The following is a 16,820-nucleotide window of genomic DNA, read 5'->3' as shown; positions in this document are numbered from 1 at the left end:
AGCCTGCGCTTAAAAATTAAATTTCGCCTCGTTTAAGCGAAAAATACTTCGCCTTAATTCCCGCGTTTTTTCTCTTTGCTATACGTCGTTGCGTCTAAAATTTGCTCGATTACATATTTACATACACGCTCCGCCCGCAAATTTTATCCGCGCCTTGTTTAGCTTTGCGGCACCGCCGCTTACACTCCTTCTTTGTACTCAAATTTAGAAACTATTTTTGCATCGTCGTACCCACAACTACAAGCATAAGATCGGAATTTAAAACCCGATCGCGCGCTGTTTTTTCTAAATCCAAAATATGTGCCGACGGATAGAAAAGCATACCGAATGTGAAAATTTATGAATTGATTGGGGATGAATTTTAAAATTCTATTGCGAACTGCACAAATAGGATCACGAACGCAGATCCGCCGAAATTCAGACGCGACCTGCCAAATTGCAGGGCGCCGTGGAATTTCAAAATTTAAAGTTGCGGGCGAGCAAGGCGCCCGTCCGCGTATTTTAAGCCCGCTAAATTTAAGCGAGCAAACGTCTGCGCCGCAGACCTAGAAATTGCATCAGCCCTGCGTCGCAGCGCTTCCGCTCGCAAACGCCGCCGCATTCAGCGCCGCGTCGTAATCGGGCTCATCTACGATGTCGTCCGTGATCTGCTTGTAGGCGATCTTGCCCGCGGTGTCCACGACGAAAACCGCGCGGCACGTTAGCCCTGCAAGCGCGCCGTCCGCGATCAGCACGCCGTATGCGCGCGCAAACTCCTTATCGCGAAAGTCGCTTAGTGCGCGTAAATTTTTGATCCCCTCGGTCGAACAAAATCTGCCCGCGGCAAACGGCAGGTCCATCGAAACCACGAAAACCTCGGTATTTTTTATGCTCGCGGCGCGCTCGTTAAATTTGCGCGTCTCGGTCGCGCACACGTCCGTATCCAGGGACGGCACGGCGATGATGACCTGCGCCTTGCCCGTGCCGCCGCCGACTTTGACCTCGCTAAGATCGGCGCGACCAGGCTGAGCTCGGGCGCCTTATCTCCCAGCTTAAGCTCGCTGCCCAAAAGATCAACGCTTACGCCTTGTAATTTGGTTTGTTGCATGATTTTTCTTTGTTTTGAAATATCTGAAACGGGCGCAATATAACCCGCGAAAGCAAACGCCTGCTAAATCCGAAAACAGGCGGGCTAGAGCGCCGGCTCGGCGGATATGATTGGCGCGTAGATCGGCTGCACTAGGATGAAATTTCACGGCATAAAGCGGCTGCGAAATTTAAACACCCGCCTGCGGAAAATACCACGACTCGCATAAAGCACTGATGGATCGCAATTCGATATAGGTCTATGATAGCGCTCCGCCTTGAGGCTACGCCGAAGGTAAAATTTTACCCTACTTGCGATCCCGCTTGCGGCGATTTTGTTCGTGAATGTAAATCAAAGCATATAGCGACATGCGTGCTTTCTCTGCGAAAGAAAGAAATCTCTAGTAAAACGATGGGCGCGGCATCATGAGCGCGTTTTAAGTTATGCTTTGGATTTTTAAATTTGATTGAAATTTTTTAATCCAAATTTACGATCGGCGGAAGTTAAAATTTATGAATTGAAATTTTATTTGAAACCAGAGTGTGAGTTAAAATTTTGGCTTGTAAAGCAAGTTAAATTTAAGTGCTGTTTTAAAATTTAAAGAAGCTAGGGCATTGGCGATAAAGCTATCGCCGCACCCTAGCGCCCGTTAAGCCTAGCCGTTGCGCTTTTTGATGATCTCTTCGCCGACGTTCTTAGGAACCTCGTCGTAGTGATCAAATTCCATCGAATAGGTCGCGCGACCCTGCGTCTGAGAGCGCAGATCGGTCGAATAACCGAACATCTCCGAAAGTGGGCAAAACGCGTCGATGATCTTATTACCACCCCGCTCGCTCATGTTATTGACCTGTCCGCGGCGCTTGTTTAGATCGCCGATGACGTCGCCCATATACTCCTCAGGGGTTTCTACCTCGACCTTCATCATAGGCTCCAAGATCACGGCGCCCGCTTTTCTAGCGCCCTCTTTAAAGCCCATAGAAGCGGCGAGTTTGAACGCCATTTCGGAGCTATCGACTTCGTGGTAGCTTCCGTCATAGACCGTTACGCGCACGTCCTCGACCGGATAGCCCGCCAAAACGCCATTTTGCATCGCCTCTTGGCAGCCTTTATCAACCGCAGGTATGTATTCTTTCGGAATCGCGCCACCTTTGATATCGTTTACGAACTCATATCCGGTGCCCGGCTCCAAAGGCTCTAGGCGCAAAAATACGTGACCGTATTGACCGCGACCGCCCGACTGCTTGGCGTATTTGTACTCCTGCTCGACCGTTTTGCGGATAGTCTCGCGATATGCGACCTGCGGCTGTCCGACCTCGGCCTCAACCTTAAATTCTCTAAGCATTCTATCTACGATAATCTCAAGGTGTAGCTCGCCCATTCCCGAAATGATAGTTTGTCCGCTCTCTTCGTCGGTCGCGACTCTAAAGCTCGGATCTTCTTGCGCCAATTTTTGAAGCGCGATACCCATTTTTTCTTGATCGGCTTTAGTTTTAGGCTCTACCGCTACGCTGATAACGGGATCAGGAAATTCCATACGTTCTAAGATTACTTTATCTTTTTCGCTAGCTAGCGTATCGCCCGTAAGAGTGTCTTTAAGACCCACGACGGCGCCGATCTCGCCCGCATATAGCTCTTTGATCTCTTCGCGTTTATTTGAGTGCATCCTTAGCAAGCGGCCGATGCGCTCTTTTTTGCCCTTGCCGGTATTTACGACGTAGCTACCGCTTTCCAAAACGCCGCGATAAACGCGTACGAAGGTAAGCTGACCTACGAAAGGATCGGTCATAATCTTAAATCCAAGACCCGCAAACTCGCCCTCGTCGGTAGAGCTTACGTGAACCTCGCTGCCGTCCTCATACTGACCCTTAATCGCAGGCACCTCATCAGGCGCAGGTAGATAATCTACGACCGCATCTAGCAAAGGCTGCACGCCCTTGTTTTTAAATGCGGTACCGCATAGCATAGGAAAGAAGCTTAGGGTTAAGCAGCCTTTCTTGATGCCCTTTTTGATCTCTTCGACGCTTAGCTCTTCGCCGTTAAAATACTTCTCCATCAAGGCTTCGTCGGTCTCGGCTACCGCTTCAATCATCTTGTCGCGATACTCTTGCGCTTTTTCTCGTAGCTCGGCAGGAATTTCGACGGTCTCCGGAGCCGAAGGGCCCTTGCTATCATCCCAAACGAGCGCTTTCATAGTGACTAAATCGATAACGCCTCTAAAATCGTCCTCAGCGCCGATCGGAATTTGAATAGGAACTGGATGAGCCTTGAGCCTATCTTTTACCTGCTGTTCGACATTATAGAAATTTGCGCCGACGCGATCCATTTTATTTACGAAAATAATGCGCGGAACATGGTATTTATTCGCTTGACGCCAAACGGTCTCGCTTTGAGGCTGAACGCCTCCGACCGAGCAAAATACTGCTACCGCACCATCTAAAACGCGCATCGAGCGCTCGACTTCGATAGTAAAGTCTACGTGGCCCGGGGTGTCGATCAAATTTATCTGATGATTATTCCAAAAGCAGGTAGTTGCCGCAGACGTAATCGTAATGCCACGCTCGCGCTCCTGCTCCATCCAGTCCATAGTAGCGGCGCCCTCGTGAACCTCGCCGATCTTATGGCTCATACCGGTAAAAAATAGAATTCTTTCGCTTGTAGTCGTCTTTCCGGCATCGATGTGGGCGGCAATTCCGATATTTCTGACCATATGTAAAGGGGTTTTTCTTGCCATGACGCCCTCCTACCAACGATAATGCGCAAAAGCTTTGTTGGCTTCTGCCATCTTGTAGGTGTCTTCTTTCTTTTTAAATGAAGAGCCTTTAGAATTTGCGGCGTCCATAAGCTCGTAAGCCAGGCGCTCTATCATCGTGCGTTCGCTTCTTTTTCTCGCAAAAGAGATAATCCAGCGGATAGCCAGAGCCTGCTGGCGAGCCGGCCTGACCTCGATCGGAACCTGATAAGTTGCGCCGCCTACACGACGAGACTTAACTTCCATCAAAGGCTTAACGTTATCGATAGCATCGTTGAAAATTTCGATACCTTTCTTCTCGCCGCCTTTATTGTCGATGAAATTTAAGGCGCCGTACATAATCTCGGTAGCGACGCTCTTTTTGCCGTCGAACATAAGCGAATTAATAAATTTTGTGATTACTTTGCTGTCATAAATCGGATCAGGCATAACTTCCCTAACGGGAGCTTTTCTTCTTCTCATTTTATTCCTTCAAATTTTAAAATTTTACTCAAACTCGGCAAAATCTAGTGCCGGTCTGTTTCGGCTAAACTATTTTTTAGGTCGTTTAGCACCGTATTTTGATCTTGCAACGGTTCGTTTTGCAACGCCTGCAGTATCGAGTGCACCGCGGACGATGTGATATTTAACGCCCGGTAGGTCCTTTACACGACCGCCGCGAACTAGCACGATGGAGTGCTCTTGTAGATTGTGACCTTCACCGCCGATATAGCTGATGACTTCAAATCCGCTAGTAAGCCTTACTTTGGCAACTTTACGAAGCGCAGAGTTTGGTTTTTTAGGGGTCGTAGTATAGACCTTAGTACAAACTCCTCTTCGTTGAGGGCAATTCTTTAGCGCCGGGGACTTCGATTTCTCGGTAAGCTTCTTGCGCTCTTTTCTGACCAATTGATTTATGGTTGGCACATCTTTCCTTTCACAAAAATTTATTCAAAAAGATTTAGATTATACTTTGTTTAAACTTACAGAAACGTAAATTTAACTAAATTTTAATCTCTAATCAGTACAAACTCTCCGCCGCCGCAGATCACTAGGCAGATAGCAGCGGAAAGATACAGATATACGATTTCCAGCTCAAATCCGCCCACGCCGGTAAGCGCGCTCAACGGAGTGTGTAGGACGTATATTATCATGAGCACGTTTGCGATCACAAGCAGAGCGCCTATGCGGCAAAATACGCCTATGATTATCATCGCGGGCGCCAGCACCTCGCCTACGTACGCGCCGTAAGCCACCAGATCCGGAATTCCTCTAGCTACTAGCATCGATTTTACGCCGTCTATGCCGTGAGTAAGCTTAAAAATTCCGTGCATTAAAAGACAAACTCCAAGCCCCAACCTGATAAACAACAGACCGAAATTTATGTTGATCATATTCATGTCTCATCCTTTAAATTTAGGTAAATTTAGGGCTTTTTGCCCTAAATTATTTTTTAAGTTTAACTTCCTTGTCTTTATACAGACCGGTTCCGACCGGAATTATGCGACCTAAAATTACGTTTTCTTTCAAGTCCTCTAATCGGTCAAATTTACCCGCGATACTAGCCTCGGTTAGAACCTTCGTAGTCTCTTGGAAGGACGCTGCCGAAATGACGCTATCACTTCCAACAGCCGCGCGAGTTACACCCAGTAGCACAGACTCAGCAATCGCAGGCTCGCCACCAATTTTTATAATACGCTCGTTTTCTTCTCTAAATCTACGACGGCTAATCAGATCACCGACGATTAGCTGAGTATCGCCACTATCGACAATTCGAACCTGGCGGAGCATCTGAGATACAATAATCTCGATATGCTTATCGCTGATGACGACACCTTGAGAGCGGTAAACCTGTTGAATTTCGCTTATCAGATAATAATGTAGCGCTTTTTCGCCTAAAATTCTAAGCACATCGTGCGAGCTGATAACTCCGTCGGTAAGCTTCTCGCCTGCGTGGACGAACTCGCCGTTTCGCACTTGGATCTGGCGACTTTTATCGATTAGATACTCGGCGCTCGTTCCGTCCTCGCCCTCGATTATGATGCGCTCTTTTGCACGCAAAGCCTTATCGAAGCGGACGGTTCCGTCGATGTCTGCGATGATCGCGGTATTTTTTGGACGGCGCGCTTCAAATAGCTCCGATACGCGCGGCAAACCGCCGGTGATATCTTTTGATTTCGCAGCAGCTTTCGGCGTCCTAGCCAAAATATCTGCAATCGCTACCTGATCGCCTTTATTCGTAAAAATCGCGGTCTTCGGCCCTAGGTTGTATTTGATAGGCTCGCCCTTGCTAGGAGTTACGACGATGGCCGGTTTAACGCCTTGAGGCAGATACTCGTTGATGACCAAGCGGCTCTGGCCGGTAGTCTCGTCATATTGCTCCGTAGCGGTATATCCAGGCTCGATATCCTCAAAGCTGATCTTGCCCTCGCACTCTGCGGCCACAGGGATGGAATACGGATCCCACTCGGCGATAATCAAGCGATCATCTTTTTTAGGCTTAGCGATAAGATCTTCGCTTTTTACTACGCTATTATCATCATAGGTAATGACAGATTCGCGCGGTATGTAGTGGCGGATCGCCTCTCTGCCGTTTTCATCGGAGATGACTACGTACATACCCTTCTCGCTTACGACGTGACCTTTTTTGATATCCTTTAAGCGCTCCAAATAATCGCCCTTTAGGATGAAATACTTAAGCGTACCATTTGCTCCCGCTTTGATCTTTTGGGTTACCGGCTCGCCGTCTTTGACGCGAAGTTCGCTGGCAAACGGAATTCGAGTAGGGATATTCCAGTCTTCTTTTATAACCTCTACTAAACTATCATTTTCCCCAACGGTTTCTCCGTCTTTAAATACGATGTAGAATTTCCCCTCAACTTTACCACTTACGCCAGCAAGTTCGGTAGGCTTGGCTAGATCGTGGCGTCGGATAGTATATTTAAATTCTTCTTTCTTACCTTTTAGCGTTATATTTACGTCGTCGTGAGTTATATCGATGCTTACCTTGCCGGTAATTGGGGCTTTGATCTTAGGCTCTACCAAAAGCACCGCAGCGTTTCTGCGGTTCATTACGATATTTTTGCCGCCGTTTTCATAGGTCTTTACGTTGTAATATCTGATAAAGCCTTCCTTATCGGCGATTACTTGACGATCTTGCTGCTCGGTAGATGCGGTACCGCCGGCGTGGAAGGTTCGTAGCGTAAGCTGCGTACCCGGCTCGCCGATTGATTGCGCAGAGATGATACCGACCGCTTCGCCCGGTTTTACCAGCTTGCCCTCGCCCAAATTTACGCCGTAGCACTTCGCGCAAACCCCTTTTTCAGCCTTGCACGTAATAGGCGTGCGGATGCTTACGGATTTGATGCCTGCATCGGCTATGGTGCGTACCTCATTAACGCCTAGAAGCGTGCCTTCAGTAAATAAAATTTCATTCGACACCGGATCAATCACATCCGAGCTTAGCACCCTACCCATAATCCTATCGGCTAAGCTTTCTATTTGCGTTCCGTTTTCTACGATCTCAGTAACCTCGATACCCTCGTGCGTACCGCAATCGTGCATCGTAACCCTGACATTTTGCGCGACATCGATCAGCTTTCGCGTCAGATAGCCCGCGTTTGCGGTCTTAAGCGCAGTATCGGCAAGACCTTTACGCGCGCCGTGAGTCGAGATGAAGTACTCGTTTACGTTCAGACCCTCTCTAAAATTTGAAGTGATCGGCGTCTCGATGATCGAGCCGTCCGGCTTACTCATCAGACCTCTCATGCCCGCTAGCTGTTTGATCTGCTCCGCACTACCTCGCGCGCCGCTATCGGCCATCATATAAATAGAATTAAAGCCGTCCTTATCTTTCTCCATCATCTTCATCATCTCATCGGCTAGCTTCTTGCTGGTGCTGGTCCAGATGTCGATGGTTTTATTATAGCGCTCGCCGTCGGTTAACAAGCCCGCGCCGTATTGATTCTGAACCTCTCTGACCTGCTTTTTGGCCTCTTCTACAAGACCCGCTTTAGACTTCGGCACGATGATATCCGAAACGGAGATCGATACACCCGCTTTAGTCGCGGATTCAAAGCCTAAATTTTTAAGATTATCCAAAAATTCCGCGCTTATCTCAAGGCCGCCGTTTTTATAGACGTAATCGACAAGCTCGGCGATATCCTTTTTCTTCATAATCTTATTCCAAAGATGATCCGGAATAAAGCTAGGCAGGATCGATTTGATGATTAAGCGGCCCGCGGTCGTAAAGATAATGCGACGATCGATCATAGTTTTAATTTTAGCGTGGATATCTAGCGCGTTTGCCTCCACGGCAAGCATTACCTCATCGACGTTTGCAAAAATTTTATTCGTTCCTTTTGCACCTGGCTTTTCGAGGCTTAGATAATAAATTCCTAAAACCATATCCTGGCTAGGCACCGCGACAGGCTTTCCACTCGCAGGAAGCAAGATGTTCATCGAGCTAAGCATTAAAATTTTACATTCCGCGATCGCCTCTTGGCTAAGCGGCACGTGCACCGCCATCTGATCTCCGTCAAAGTCCGCGTTGAATGCGGCGCAGACTAGTGGATGCAGCCTGATCGCCTTGCCCTCGACGAGCACGGGATGAAACGCCTGAATAGACATCTTATGAAGCGTCGGCGCGCGGTTTAGCATAACTGGATGATCTTTAACGACCTCCTCCAAGCACTCCCAAACTTCATTGATCCTATTTTCGATCATCTTTTTAGCCTGCTTAACGGTCGTAGCATAGCCCTTCTCTTGAAGGCGAGCGATTAGATGCGGCTTGAATAGCTCAAGCGCCATAGTTTTAGGCAGACCACACTGATCCATGCGTAAATTTGGACCTACGACGATGACGGAGCGGCCCGAAAAATCCACACGCTTGCCGAGCAAATTTTGACGGAAGCGGCCCTGCTTACCCTTAATGATCTCGCTTAGAGATTTAAGCGGTCGCTTATTGGCGCCCTTTACGGCGTTAGCGCGACGTCCATTGTCAAAAAGCGCGTCCACCGCCTCTTGAAGCATTCGTTTTTCATTGCGAATGATGATCTCGGGTGCATCGAGCTCCATCAGCCTTTTGAGCCTAGAATTTCGATTTATGACGCGGCGGTATAGATCATTTACGTCCGAAACTGCAAATTTGCCGCCCTCAAGGCTAACAAGCGGGCGCAGATCGGCAGGTAGCACGGGAAGATTCGTAATCATCATCCACTCCGGCTTATTACCGGAATTTAAAAAGCTCTCGACGACCTTTAGACGCTTGACGATGGTTTTTTTCTTCGCTTCGGAGTTTGTGTTAGCCATCTCCTCCTTCAAAGAATTTAAAATTTCAACTAAATCAAGCTCAGCTAGCATATCGCGGATCACCTGACCGCCCATTTTAGCGACGAAGCCTGTCTGCGAAAAGCGCTCTTTTAAGCTCTGATACTGCTCTTCGTTTAAAACGTCGTATTTTTCGACCTTTTTAGAATTTTCGTTGTCGTAAAATGCCTCGCCTGCACTTTCTACGATGTAAGCCTCATAATAAAGCACGCGCTCAAGATCTTTCATCTTGATATTTAGAAGCGTACCGATGCGGCTAGGCAAGGAATTTACGTACCAAATATGCGCCACCGGCGTTACCAGCTCGATATGCCCCATTCTAGTGCGGCGGACCTTCGAGCTCGTAATTTCGACACCGCATTTTTCGCACTTCCAGCCCTTATATCGCATCTTCTTATATTTGCCGCAGATGCACTCATAATCTCTTACTGGACCGAAAATTTTAGCGCAAAAAAGCCCGTCGCGCTCCGGCTTGAGCGTGCGGTAGTTAATAGTCTCGGGCTTTTTGACCTCGCCGTGGCTCCAAGCCTTGATCTGCTCGGGGCTAGCAAGCCTAATAGCAAACGCGTCGAAGTCGTGAACTCTAGCGTCTTCTTTTATTTCTATTCTTTCTAAATTTGAATTATCGCTCATTTATTCTCTCCATTCTCGTAAATTTCAACGTCTAGAGCAAGCGATTTAAGCTCGTTAGTTAAAACAAAAAACGTCTCAGGAATTCCGGTAGACGGAACGTTTTCACCTTTTGTCAGCGCCTTATACGCAGCCAAGCGTCCGTCGACGTCGTCGGATTTGATCGTTAGCATTTCGCGAAGCGTGTATGCCGCGCCGTATGCCTCTAGGGCCCAAACTTCCATCTCTCCAAATCTTTGACCGCCGAATAGCGCCTTGCCGCCGACCGGCTGCTGCGTGACTAGGCTGTAAGGACCGGTGCTTCTTGCGTGAACCTTTTCGTCGACTAGGTGGTGCAGCTTGAGATAATACATGCAGCCCACATTTACGCGCTCTTTGATCTTTTCGCCGGTGCGACCGTCGTAAAGCTCGGTCTTGCCGTCCTGATCGATGCCTGCCATTTCAAATAGCTTTTTGAAATCCTCCGGCACAATACCCTCAAATATCGGAGCGGAAAATCTAACGCCCTTAGCCCAGTCTCTAGCGTATTTCAAAAGATCTTCGTCGCTGATCTTTTCAAGCGTCTTTTTAGCCTGCATTAGCTTGGAAACGCCCGCGATCTCAATCATTTTGGCGCGGAGGGTTTTTAACCATTCGCCCGTTTTCTCCTCTAAAATTTTAGCGATCTGCTCGCCTAGGCGCCAGCCCACAAGACCTAAGTGGCTCTCCATTATCTGACCGATATTCATACGACTTGGAACGCCGAGAGGATTTAGCACAATATCCACGCGCTGTCCGCTAGGCAGATACGGCATATCGACCTCAGGGACGATGTTTGAGACGATACCCTTGTTTCCGTGGCGACCCGCCATCTTATCGCCCACTTTTAGCTTGCGCTTGGTCGCGATATAGACCTTTACGAGCTTAACGACGCCGCTTGGCAAGATATCGTCTTTTTCTAAAATTTCGATCTTTTCGTCGTGTTCCTCTTTGAGCTTGCGCTTTTCGTTTTGGAAGTGGTTTTTTAGCTCTTCGTATTCCTTCTGAACAGCTTTAGAATAAGCCTTGACAAAGGAATTTAACGTAAAGCGATTGGAGCTTTCAAGCTCCTCTTTTTTAACCTTATCGCCCTTTTTATAATCTTTTTTATTTAGGCTTTGATCGCTTTGCAAAGCGCTTTTAGAAAGTAGCGCCACTACCTTTAGCATCTCCTCGCGATCAAGCATCAAAAGCCTATCGTGATGCTCCCTTTCGAGCTCGGTTTTTTCATCCTCATAAGCTTTGTTCGTGCGCGGATCCTTCTCGTAGCCCTTTTTGGTAAAAATTTTAACGTCGATTACCACGCCTTCCATTGAAGCAGTAGCGTAGAGAGATTTATTTACCACATGTCCCGCCTTCTCGCCGAAGATCGCACGTAAAAGCCTCTCTTCAGGCGTCGGTTTGACTTCGCCTTTCGGAGTTACCTTGCCTACCAAGATCATGCCCGGTTTGACGTGAGTACCGATCTTTACGATACCACTATCATCGAGGTGGGTAAGCTCCTCCTCTTTGATATTAGGGATATCGCGCGTGATCTCCTCCACGCCGTCTTTAAGCTCTCTAGCCTCGATCTCTTTTTCATAAACATGCACGCTGGTGTATTCATCAGCACGAATCATCTTTTCGCTCATGACTACGGCGTCCTCGTAATTATAACCGTGCCACGGCATGAAAGCTATAAGAGCGTTTTTACCAATTGCAAGCTCGCCGCCGTCCATGCTAGGACCGTCGGCTATGATTTGACCCGCCTTTATCACGTCACCTTTTCGCACGATAGGGCGCTGCGAAAAGGTAGTGTTTTGGTTGGTGCGTAAATTTTTCTCCATCGCGTAATGATCGATAAACGGACCTTTTTCGTCTTCGCCCAAAATAAATATATTTTTATTATCGACCTTTTCTACGACGCCGTCGCGTTTAGCCTTGATCGCTTCCCACGAATCGCGCGCGATGATCGCTTCCATACCCGTTCCGACGATAGGAGCGGTGGAGTGCAGAAGCGGCACGGCTTGGCGCTGCATGTTCGAGCCCATAAGCGCGCGGTTAGCATCGTCGTGTTCCAAAAACGGAATCAGCGACGCCGCTACGCCCGCGACCATACCCGAGCAAAGGTCTATCAGCGAAATATCCTCGCGTTTAGCCATGATATTTTCGCCGTCTTTTCTAACCTCCAAAAGCTCCTCTACGATATTGCCCTCTTCGTCCAATTTAGCGGACGCAGGAGCGATTACGAGCCCCTCTTCCTGCGTAGCGGTAAGATAGACGATCTCGTCGGTAACCTTACCGTTTACGACCTTTTTATACGGAGCCTCGACAAAGCCCAGATCATTTACCTTCGCATAGGTAGCTAGGGTATTGATCAGACCGATATTTTGACCCTCCGGAGTTTCGATAGGACAAATTCTACCGTAATGCGTAGGATGGACGTCGCGCACCTCAAAGCCGGCGCGCTCTTTAACTAAACCACCCTCGCCCAGCGCAGATAGACGGCGCTTATGCGTAACCTCGCTAAGCGGGTTAGTCTGATCCATAAACTGGCTTAGCTGGCCACCGGTGAAAAATTCCATAAGCGTAGTGGTGATGATTTTAGGGTTTACGAAATCATACGGCATAAGCTCGTCTAAATTTCCGCTAATGCCAGTAAATTTATCCTTGATCGCCTTTTGAACCTTGATAAATCCAAGATGCATCTCGTTCGCCAAAAGCTCTCCGATCGAGCGGATGCGGCGATTGCCAAGATTATCGCGATCGTCGATGAAGCCGTCGCCGTTTTTAACCCTGATTAGATATTTCGCCGTCTTGATAATATCCTCGCTGGTTAGTACGGTTATGTACTCCGGCGCTTCGATGCCTAGTTTGTGATTCATCTTCATACGGCCGACTTTAGTTAGATCGTAGCGCTCCGGATTAAAAAACAGATCGTTTACGAAGCTCTTTGCCGCTTCTTTTACCACCGGCTCGCCCGGGCGCATAACCTTGTAAATTCTAATCGCAGCCAGATCGTTCTCGTCGTCTATGCCCTCGCTTTGCTGCAAGAGCTTAAGCGCGTCTGCATCTTGAATAAAAGAATTTATGATTGAAGTATCTACGCCGCTAGCTAGGTCGTTAGCGATCGTAAATTTTTTCTCGGTGTTGGCGATCTTGGCTAGCTTGCCCTCATCAAGCGCGGTTAGCGAATCAAAAAGTACTTCGCCGCTGTTTTTATCGACGATGGCGCCCGCTAGGTAGCGCTCGGCTAAAATTTCAGCCGGATACTCGATGAGCTTTAGTCCGTCCTCTGCTAACTTCTCCGCTTTTTTAGATGTTAGGCGTTTACTTGCTTGATGAAGCACTTCACCATTTTCGTTTATAATGTCGTAATCGAGCCTGCCCGCGTATTCTTTAGGATCGAAATCGGTCAGGAATTTTCCTTTTTTGATATAGATCGTCTTAATAGGATAAAATAATTTTATAATGTCTTGTTTTTTGTAGCCGAGTGCGCGAAATAGGATCGTGATCGGAACCTTGCGCCTTTTATTTATGCGCACATATAGTACGTCTTTTACGTCGTATTCGAAATATAGCCAGCTGCCGCGATCAGGTATTATTTGAGCGGTGTAGATAAGTTTATTTAGAACCGTAGGGCTCTCTTCCTCTTTGAAGATTACGCCCGGGCTTCTGTGCAGCTGATTTACGACTACGCGCTCGACGCCGTTAATGATAAATGAAATTCTATCGGTCATTAAAGGAATGTCGCGAATAAATATATCTTGCTCTTTGATCTCTTTTACGCCGATTTTTTTGCCCGTCTTTTCATCGCGCTCATGCACTAGCAAACGGAGCTTCATCTTTAAATTTACCGAATAAGTAAGCCCTCTTTCCATGCATTCTCTAATCGAATACTTTGGCTTTGAAATTTCGCTACTTACATACTCGATACTTAGTCTATTCTGTGCATCGTGGATAGGAAAAATGGCTTTGAAAACCTTCTCTATGCCGCTTTCTCCACCCGAGTTATCAAGATTTAAAAAATGATCAAAACTTTTCTTTTGTAGTTGTAATAAATTCGGAATTTCGATGTCTTTGGGAACCTTTGAAAAATCCACCCTAAGACGATTTCCTGAATATAGGCTGTTTAACATTCCACTACCTCGTAGTTGTATTTTAAAGAAAGAAGTGCCGATGCGATGCACCGGCACACATTTGTATGCGAAATTTTAAAATTTCGCGATTTATTTGAGTTCGACTTTAGCGCCTGCTTCTTCAAGCTCTTTTTTAGCCTTCTCGGCGTCTTCTTTGTTAAGTCCCTCTTTAAGAACGGACGGAGTAGCCTCGGTAGCGTCTTTGGCCTCTTTTAAACCAAGACCTGTTAAGGCACGAACAACCTTAATTACGTTGATTTTCTTATCGCCCGCATCAAGCAATACGACGTCAAATTCCGTTTTCTCTTCAGCTGCTGCCGCACCTGCGCCGCCAGCACCTGCGCCGCCAGCTACCATAACCGGAGCTGCGCTTACGCCGAATTTTTCCTCAAATTTTTTAACTAGTTCGCTAAGCTCTAGCACCGAACGATTAGAGATATACTCCAAAACCTCTTCATCTGTTGAAATTGCCATTTTATTCTCCTAAATTTTAATTAAGCGCTAGCTTCTTTTTTCTGCTTAAGCGCATTGAGGCCGATCGTAAAATTTTGAATCGGCGCATTCCATACTTGAAGTAACATCGCGATAAGCTCGTCTCTCGAAGGCATCTTCGAAAGCGCTCTAACCTTATCTACGCCGGCTACTTCCCCATCGATATGAGCGGTCTTAAGCTTAAAAATTTCATTTTTCTCTTCAAATTTAGCCGCTACTTTACATACAGAAAGCTGCTCGCCCCATAAGAAGATATTGGTATCTTTAAAGCTAAGTCCGTTTTTTTCGGCATTTTTTAAAGCGATATTGGCTAGGGTGTTTTTGATAACTCGAACCTTTACGCCCGCTTCGCGCGCGCTATTTCGAAGATCCTCAAGCTGCTTAACGCTAAGGCCTTTAAAATCGGAAATTACTATAGCTTCGCTAGCTTTGAAAGCCTCGCCAAGCTCCGCTACTATCTTTGATTTTTCGTCTCTCGTCATTAGGTCTCCTTTCCGATCGGTGATTTCAAGCCAAGCGATCGAAATTTTGAAATTTCGATCAATTAAGTTAAAAACCTTGAGCTATCTCCAATCTAAGATAAAAATTTAAAATTTTATTTTAAATCGATTATTTCTTGATTATCCAGTGTAACTGCAGGGCTCATAGTAAGTGAAAGCGATGCATGAGTTACGTATCTGCCCTTCGCAGTCGCTGGCTTATGCTTATTTATGGTTTTAATAAACGTCGTAAGATTGTCTAAAAGCTGCTCTTTGCTAAAGCTAGCCTTGCCAAGGCCTGCGTGGATATTTCCTTGCTTATCGACGCGGAAATTTACCTGTCCACCCTTAGCATTTTTAACGGCCTGAGCGACATCCATCGTAACGGTACCGGTTTTAGGGTTCGGCATAACGCCTTTTGGACCAAGAATACGACCTACCTTACCGACTAGTCCCATTAAATTTGGAGTGGCGATAAGAACGTCGAAATTTATATTTCCTTTTTGAATCTCTTCAATCAGATCATCGGCACCCACGATATCGGCACCCGCTTCGCTAGCCTCGCTAGCTTTTGCGTCTTTTGCAATCACAGCTACTCGAACGCTTTTTCCCGTACCGGCAGGTAAAACGACCGAGCCGCGCACCATCTGATCGGCATGTCTTGGATCTACGTTTAGTTTAAGAGCGATCTCCACCGTCTCATCAAATTTAGCAGAAGCTAGAGTTTTTACCGTGCTTACCGCTTCGTCTACACTATAAATTTTATTTACGTCAACTTTTTTTAAAAGTTCGTTGAATCTTTTTGAATTTTTTGGCATATATTTCTCCGCAATTAAAGTGCTACCGCTTTTTTAAACCTTAGCGGTCAAAAGGTCTAGTCAGTGACCGTAATACCCATAGAACGAGCCGAACCCGCTATGATCCTAGCCGCCTGCTCTCTATCCTTAGTATTCAGATCGGCGATCTTTTTCTCGACGATCTCTAAAACCTGAGCCTTAGTTAGGGATGCTACCTTCTTTTTAAGAGGGTTGTCCGAACCCTTATCTATCTTCGCCGCTTTTTTGATCAAATCCGTCGCAGGCGGTTGCTTAGTGATGAAAGTAAAGCTTTTATCGGCATAAACCGTGATGATAACAGGAATGTTAAAGCCCGCCATATCTTTGGTTCGCTCGTTAAACGCTTTGCAAAATTCCATAATATTAACACCCTTTTGTCCTAATGCAGGACCTACTGGCGGGCTTGGATTTGCTTTTGCGGCCGCTATTTGCAGCTTGATTTCGCCAACAACTTTCTTAGCCATAAATTTACTCCTTATAAAATTTAAATAATCTTTTCAACTTGCGAGTATGAAATTTCAATCGGCGTGCTTCGTCCGAAGATCGAAACATTGAGGCGAAGCTTGCCATGTATCATATCATACTCTTCTACGATGCCGTTGAAATTAGCAAAAGGTCCATCGACGATCCTAACCGTCTCGCCCTCATCGAAATTAATCTTGGGCTTAGGAGCCTCGCGATTATTGATCTTTTCTAGAATTATTTCGATATCTTTTTCTGGCAGCGGAGAGGGCTTTTTCGCCTCGCCGATAAAGCGACTGACCTTAGGCAGCATCTGAATTCTATGCCATAAAGTAGTATCCAGATCTAAATTTGCAAAGCAATACCCAGGATATAAGCTGCGCTCTTTAATGGTTTGCTTTGTATTTTTGACCTCTATAACATCTTCGGTAGGCACAAGCACTTCGCCGATCTTAGCCTCAAGCGCTTCGTCTTGCTTTAGCGCTTCTATCGCGCGCTTTACCGCCATCTCGCTGCCGGCGTAAGTTTGTATCGCATACCATTTATTTGCCATATTGTATCCTTGCTTAAGCCGTTATCAAAGCGGACATAATTAGATCCACTAGCGCTAAAAACAGTGCGATAACTACGACTACGACTACTACAGAGATATATGCTGTTTTA

General features: G+C 46.7%; 11 protein-coding genes and 2 pseudogenes. All 13 read right to left on the bottom strand.

The window, feature by feature from the left end:
• Positions 1-557: 557 nt before the first annotated feature.
• Positions 558-1,087: pseudogene (tpx, locus tag Q0101_RS10655) on the bottom strand (thiol peroxidase).
• Between the two features lie 634 nt (positions 1,088-1,721).
• Positions 1,722-3,797, bottom strand: coding sequence for an elongation factor G (gene fusA / locus Q0101_RS10650; RefSeq protein WP_297945403.1), 2,076 nt, complete (start codon positions 3,795-3,797; stop codon positions 1,722-1,724).
• A 9-nt stretch (positions 3,798-3,806) separates the two neighbouring features.
• Positions 3,807-4,277 (bottom strand): 30S ribosomal protein S7, encoded by a 471-nt coding sequence (gene rpsG / locus Q0101_RS10645; RefSeq protein ID WP_177386837.1) that lies wholly within the window; start codon positions 4,275-4,277, stop codon positions 3,807-3,809.
• Between the two features lie 69 nt (positions 4,278-4,346).
• On the bottom strand, positions 4,347-4,721 hold the full coding sequence (rpsL, locus tag Q0101_RS10640; protein ID WP_291939381.1) for a 30S ribosomal protein S12: 375 nt from the start codon (positions 4,719-4,721) through the stop codon (positions 4,347-4,349).
• Positions 4,722-4,804: 83 nt separating this feature from the next.
• Positions 4,805-5,194, bottom strand: a complete 390-nt coding sequence (locus tag Q0101_RS10635; protein WP_005872615.1) for a DoxX family protein — start codon at positions 5,192-5,194, stop codon at positions 4,805-4,807.
• Between the two features lie 46 nt (positions 5,195-5,240).
• Complete coding sequence (rpoC, locus tag Q0101_RS10630) at positions 5,241-9,755, bottom strand: DNA-directed RNA polymerase subunit beta' (protein WP_297945398.1); 4,515 nt, start codon at positions 9,753-9,755, stop codon at positions 5,241-5,243.
• Positions 9,752-13,888, bottom strand: a complete 4,137-nt coding sequence (rpoB, locus tag Q0101_RS10625; protein ID WP_297945395.1) for a DNA-directed RNA polymerase subunit beta — start codon at positions 13,886-13,888, stop codon at positions 9,752-9,754. Before rpoB ends, rpoC begins: the two co-directional genes overlap by 4 nt.
• A gap of 90 nt (positions 13,889-13,978) precedes the next feature.
• Positions 13,979-14,362, bottom strand: a complete 384-nt coding sequence (gene rplL, locus Q0101_RS10620) for a 50S ribosomal protein L7/L12 (RefSeq protein ID WP_291939393.1) — start codon at positions 14,360-14,362, stop codon at positions 13,979-13,981.
• A gap of 20 nt (positions 14,363-14,382) precedes the next feature.
• Positions 14,383-14,862 carry a 50S ribosomal protein L10 gene (gene rplJ, locus Q0101_RS10615; RefSeq protein ID WP_295152864.1) on the bottom strand — a complete coding sequence of 160 codons (480 nt, stop codon included), beginning with the start codon at positions 14,860-14,862 and terminating at the stop codon, positions 14,383-14,385.
• Between the two features lie 113 nt (positions 14,863-14,975).
• The gene (gene rplA / locus Q0101_RS10610; protein ID WP_291939398.1) at positions 14,976-15,677 is read right to left on the bottom strand and encodes a 50S ribosomal protein L1; all 702 of its coding nucleotides are present in this window, start codon (positions 15,675-15,677) and stop codon (positions 14,976-14,978) included.
• A 56-nt stretch (positions 15,678-15,733) separates the two neighbouring features.
• Positions 15,734-16,159: a 50S ribosomal protein L11 gene (gene rplK, locus Q0101_RS10605; RefSeq protein WP_005872629.1), complete on the bottom strand. Its 426-nt coding sequence runs from the start codon at positions 16,157-16,159 to the stop codon at positions 15,734-15,736.
• 20 nt (positions 16,160-16,179) lie between these two features.
• Positions 16,180-16,710 carry a transcription termination/antitermination protein NusG gene (gene nusG / locus Q0101_RS10600; RefSeq protein ID WP_291939405.1) on the bottom strand — a complete coding sequence of 177 codons (531 nt, stop codon included), beginning with the start codon at positions 16,708-16,710 and terminating at the stop codon, positions 16,180-16,182.
• Positions 16,711-16,723: 13 nt separating this feature from the next.
• Positions 16,724-16,820, bottom strand: a pseudogene (locus tag Q0101_RS10595) (preprotein translocase subunit SecE); the annotation flags it as partial.

It is taken from the genome of uncultured Campylobacter sp. (assembly GCF_937921625.1).
GTDB lineage: Bacteria > Campylobacterota > Campylobacteria > Campylobacterales > Campylobacteraceae > Campylobacter_B.
This window is presented reverse-complemented; position numbering and strand designations above follow the sequence as displayed.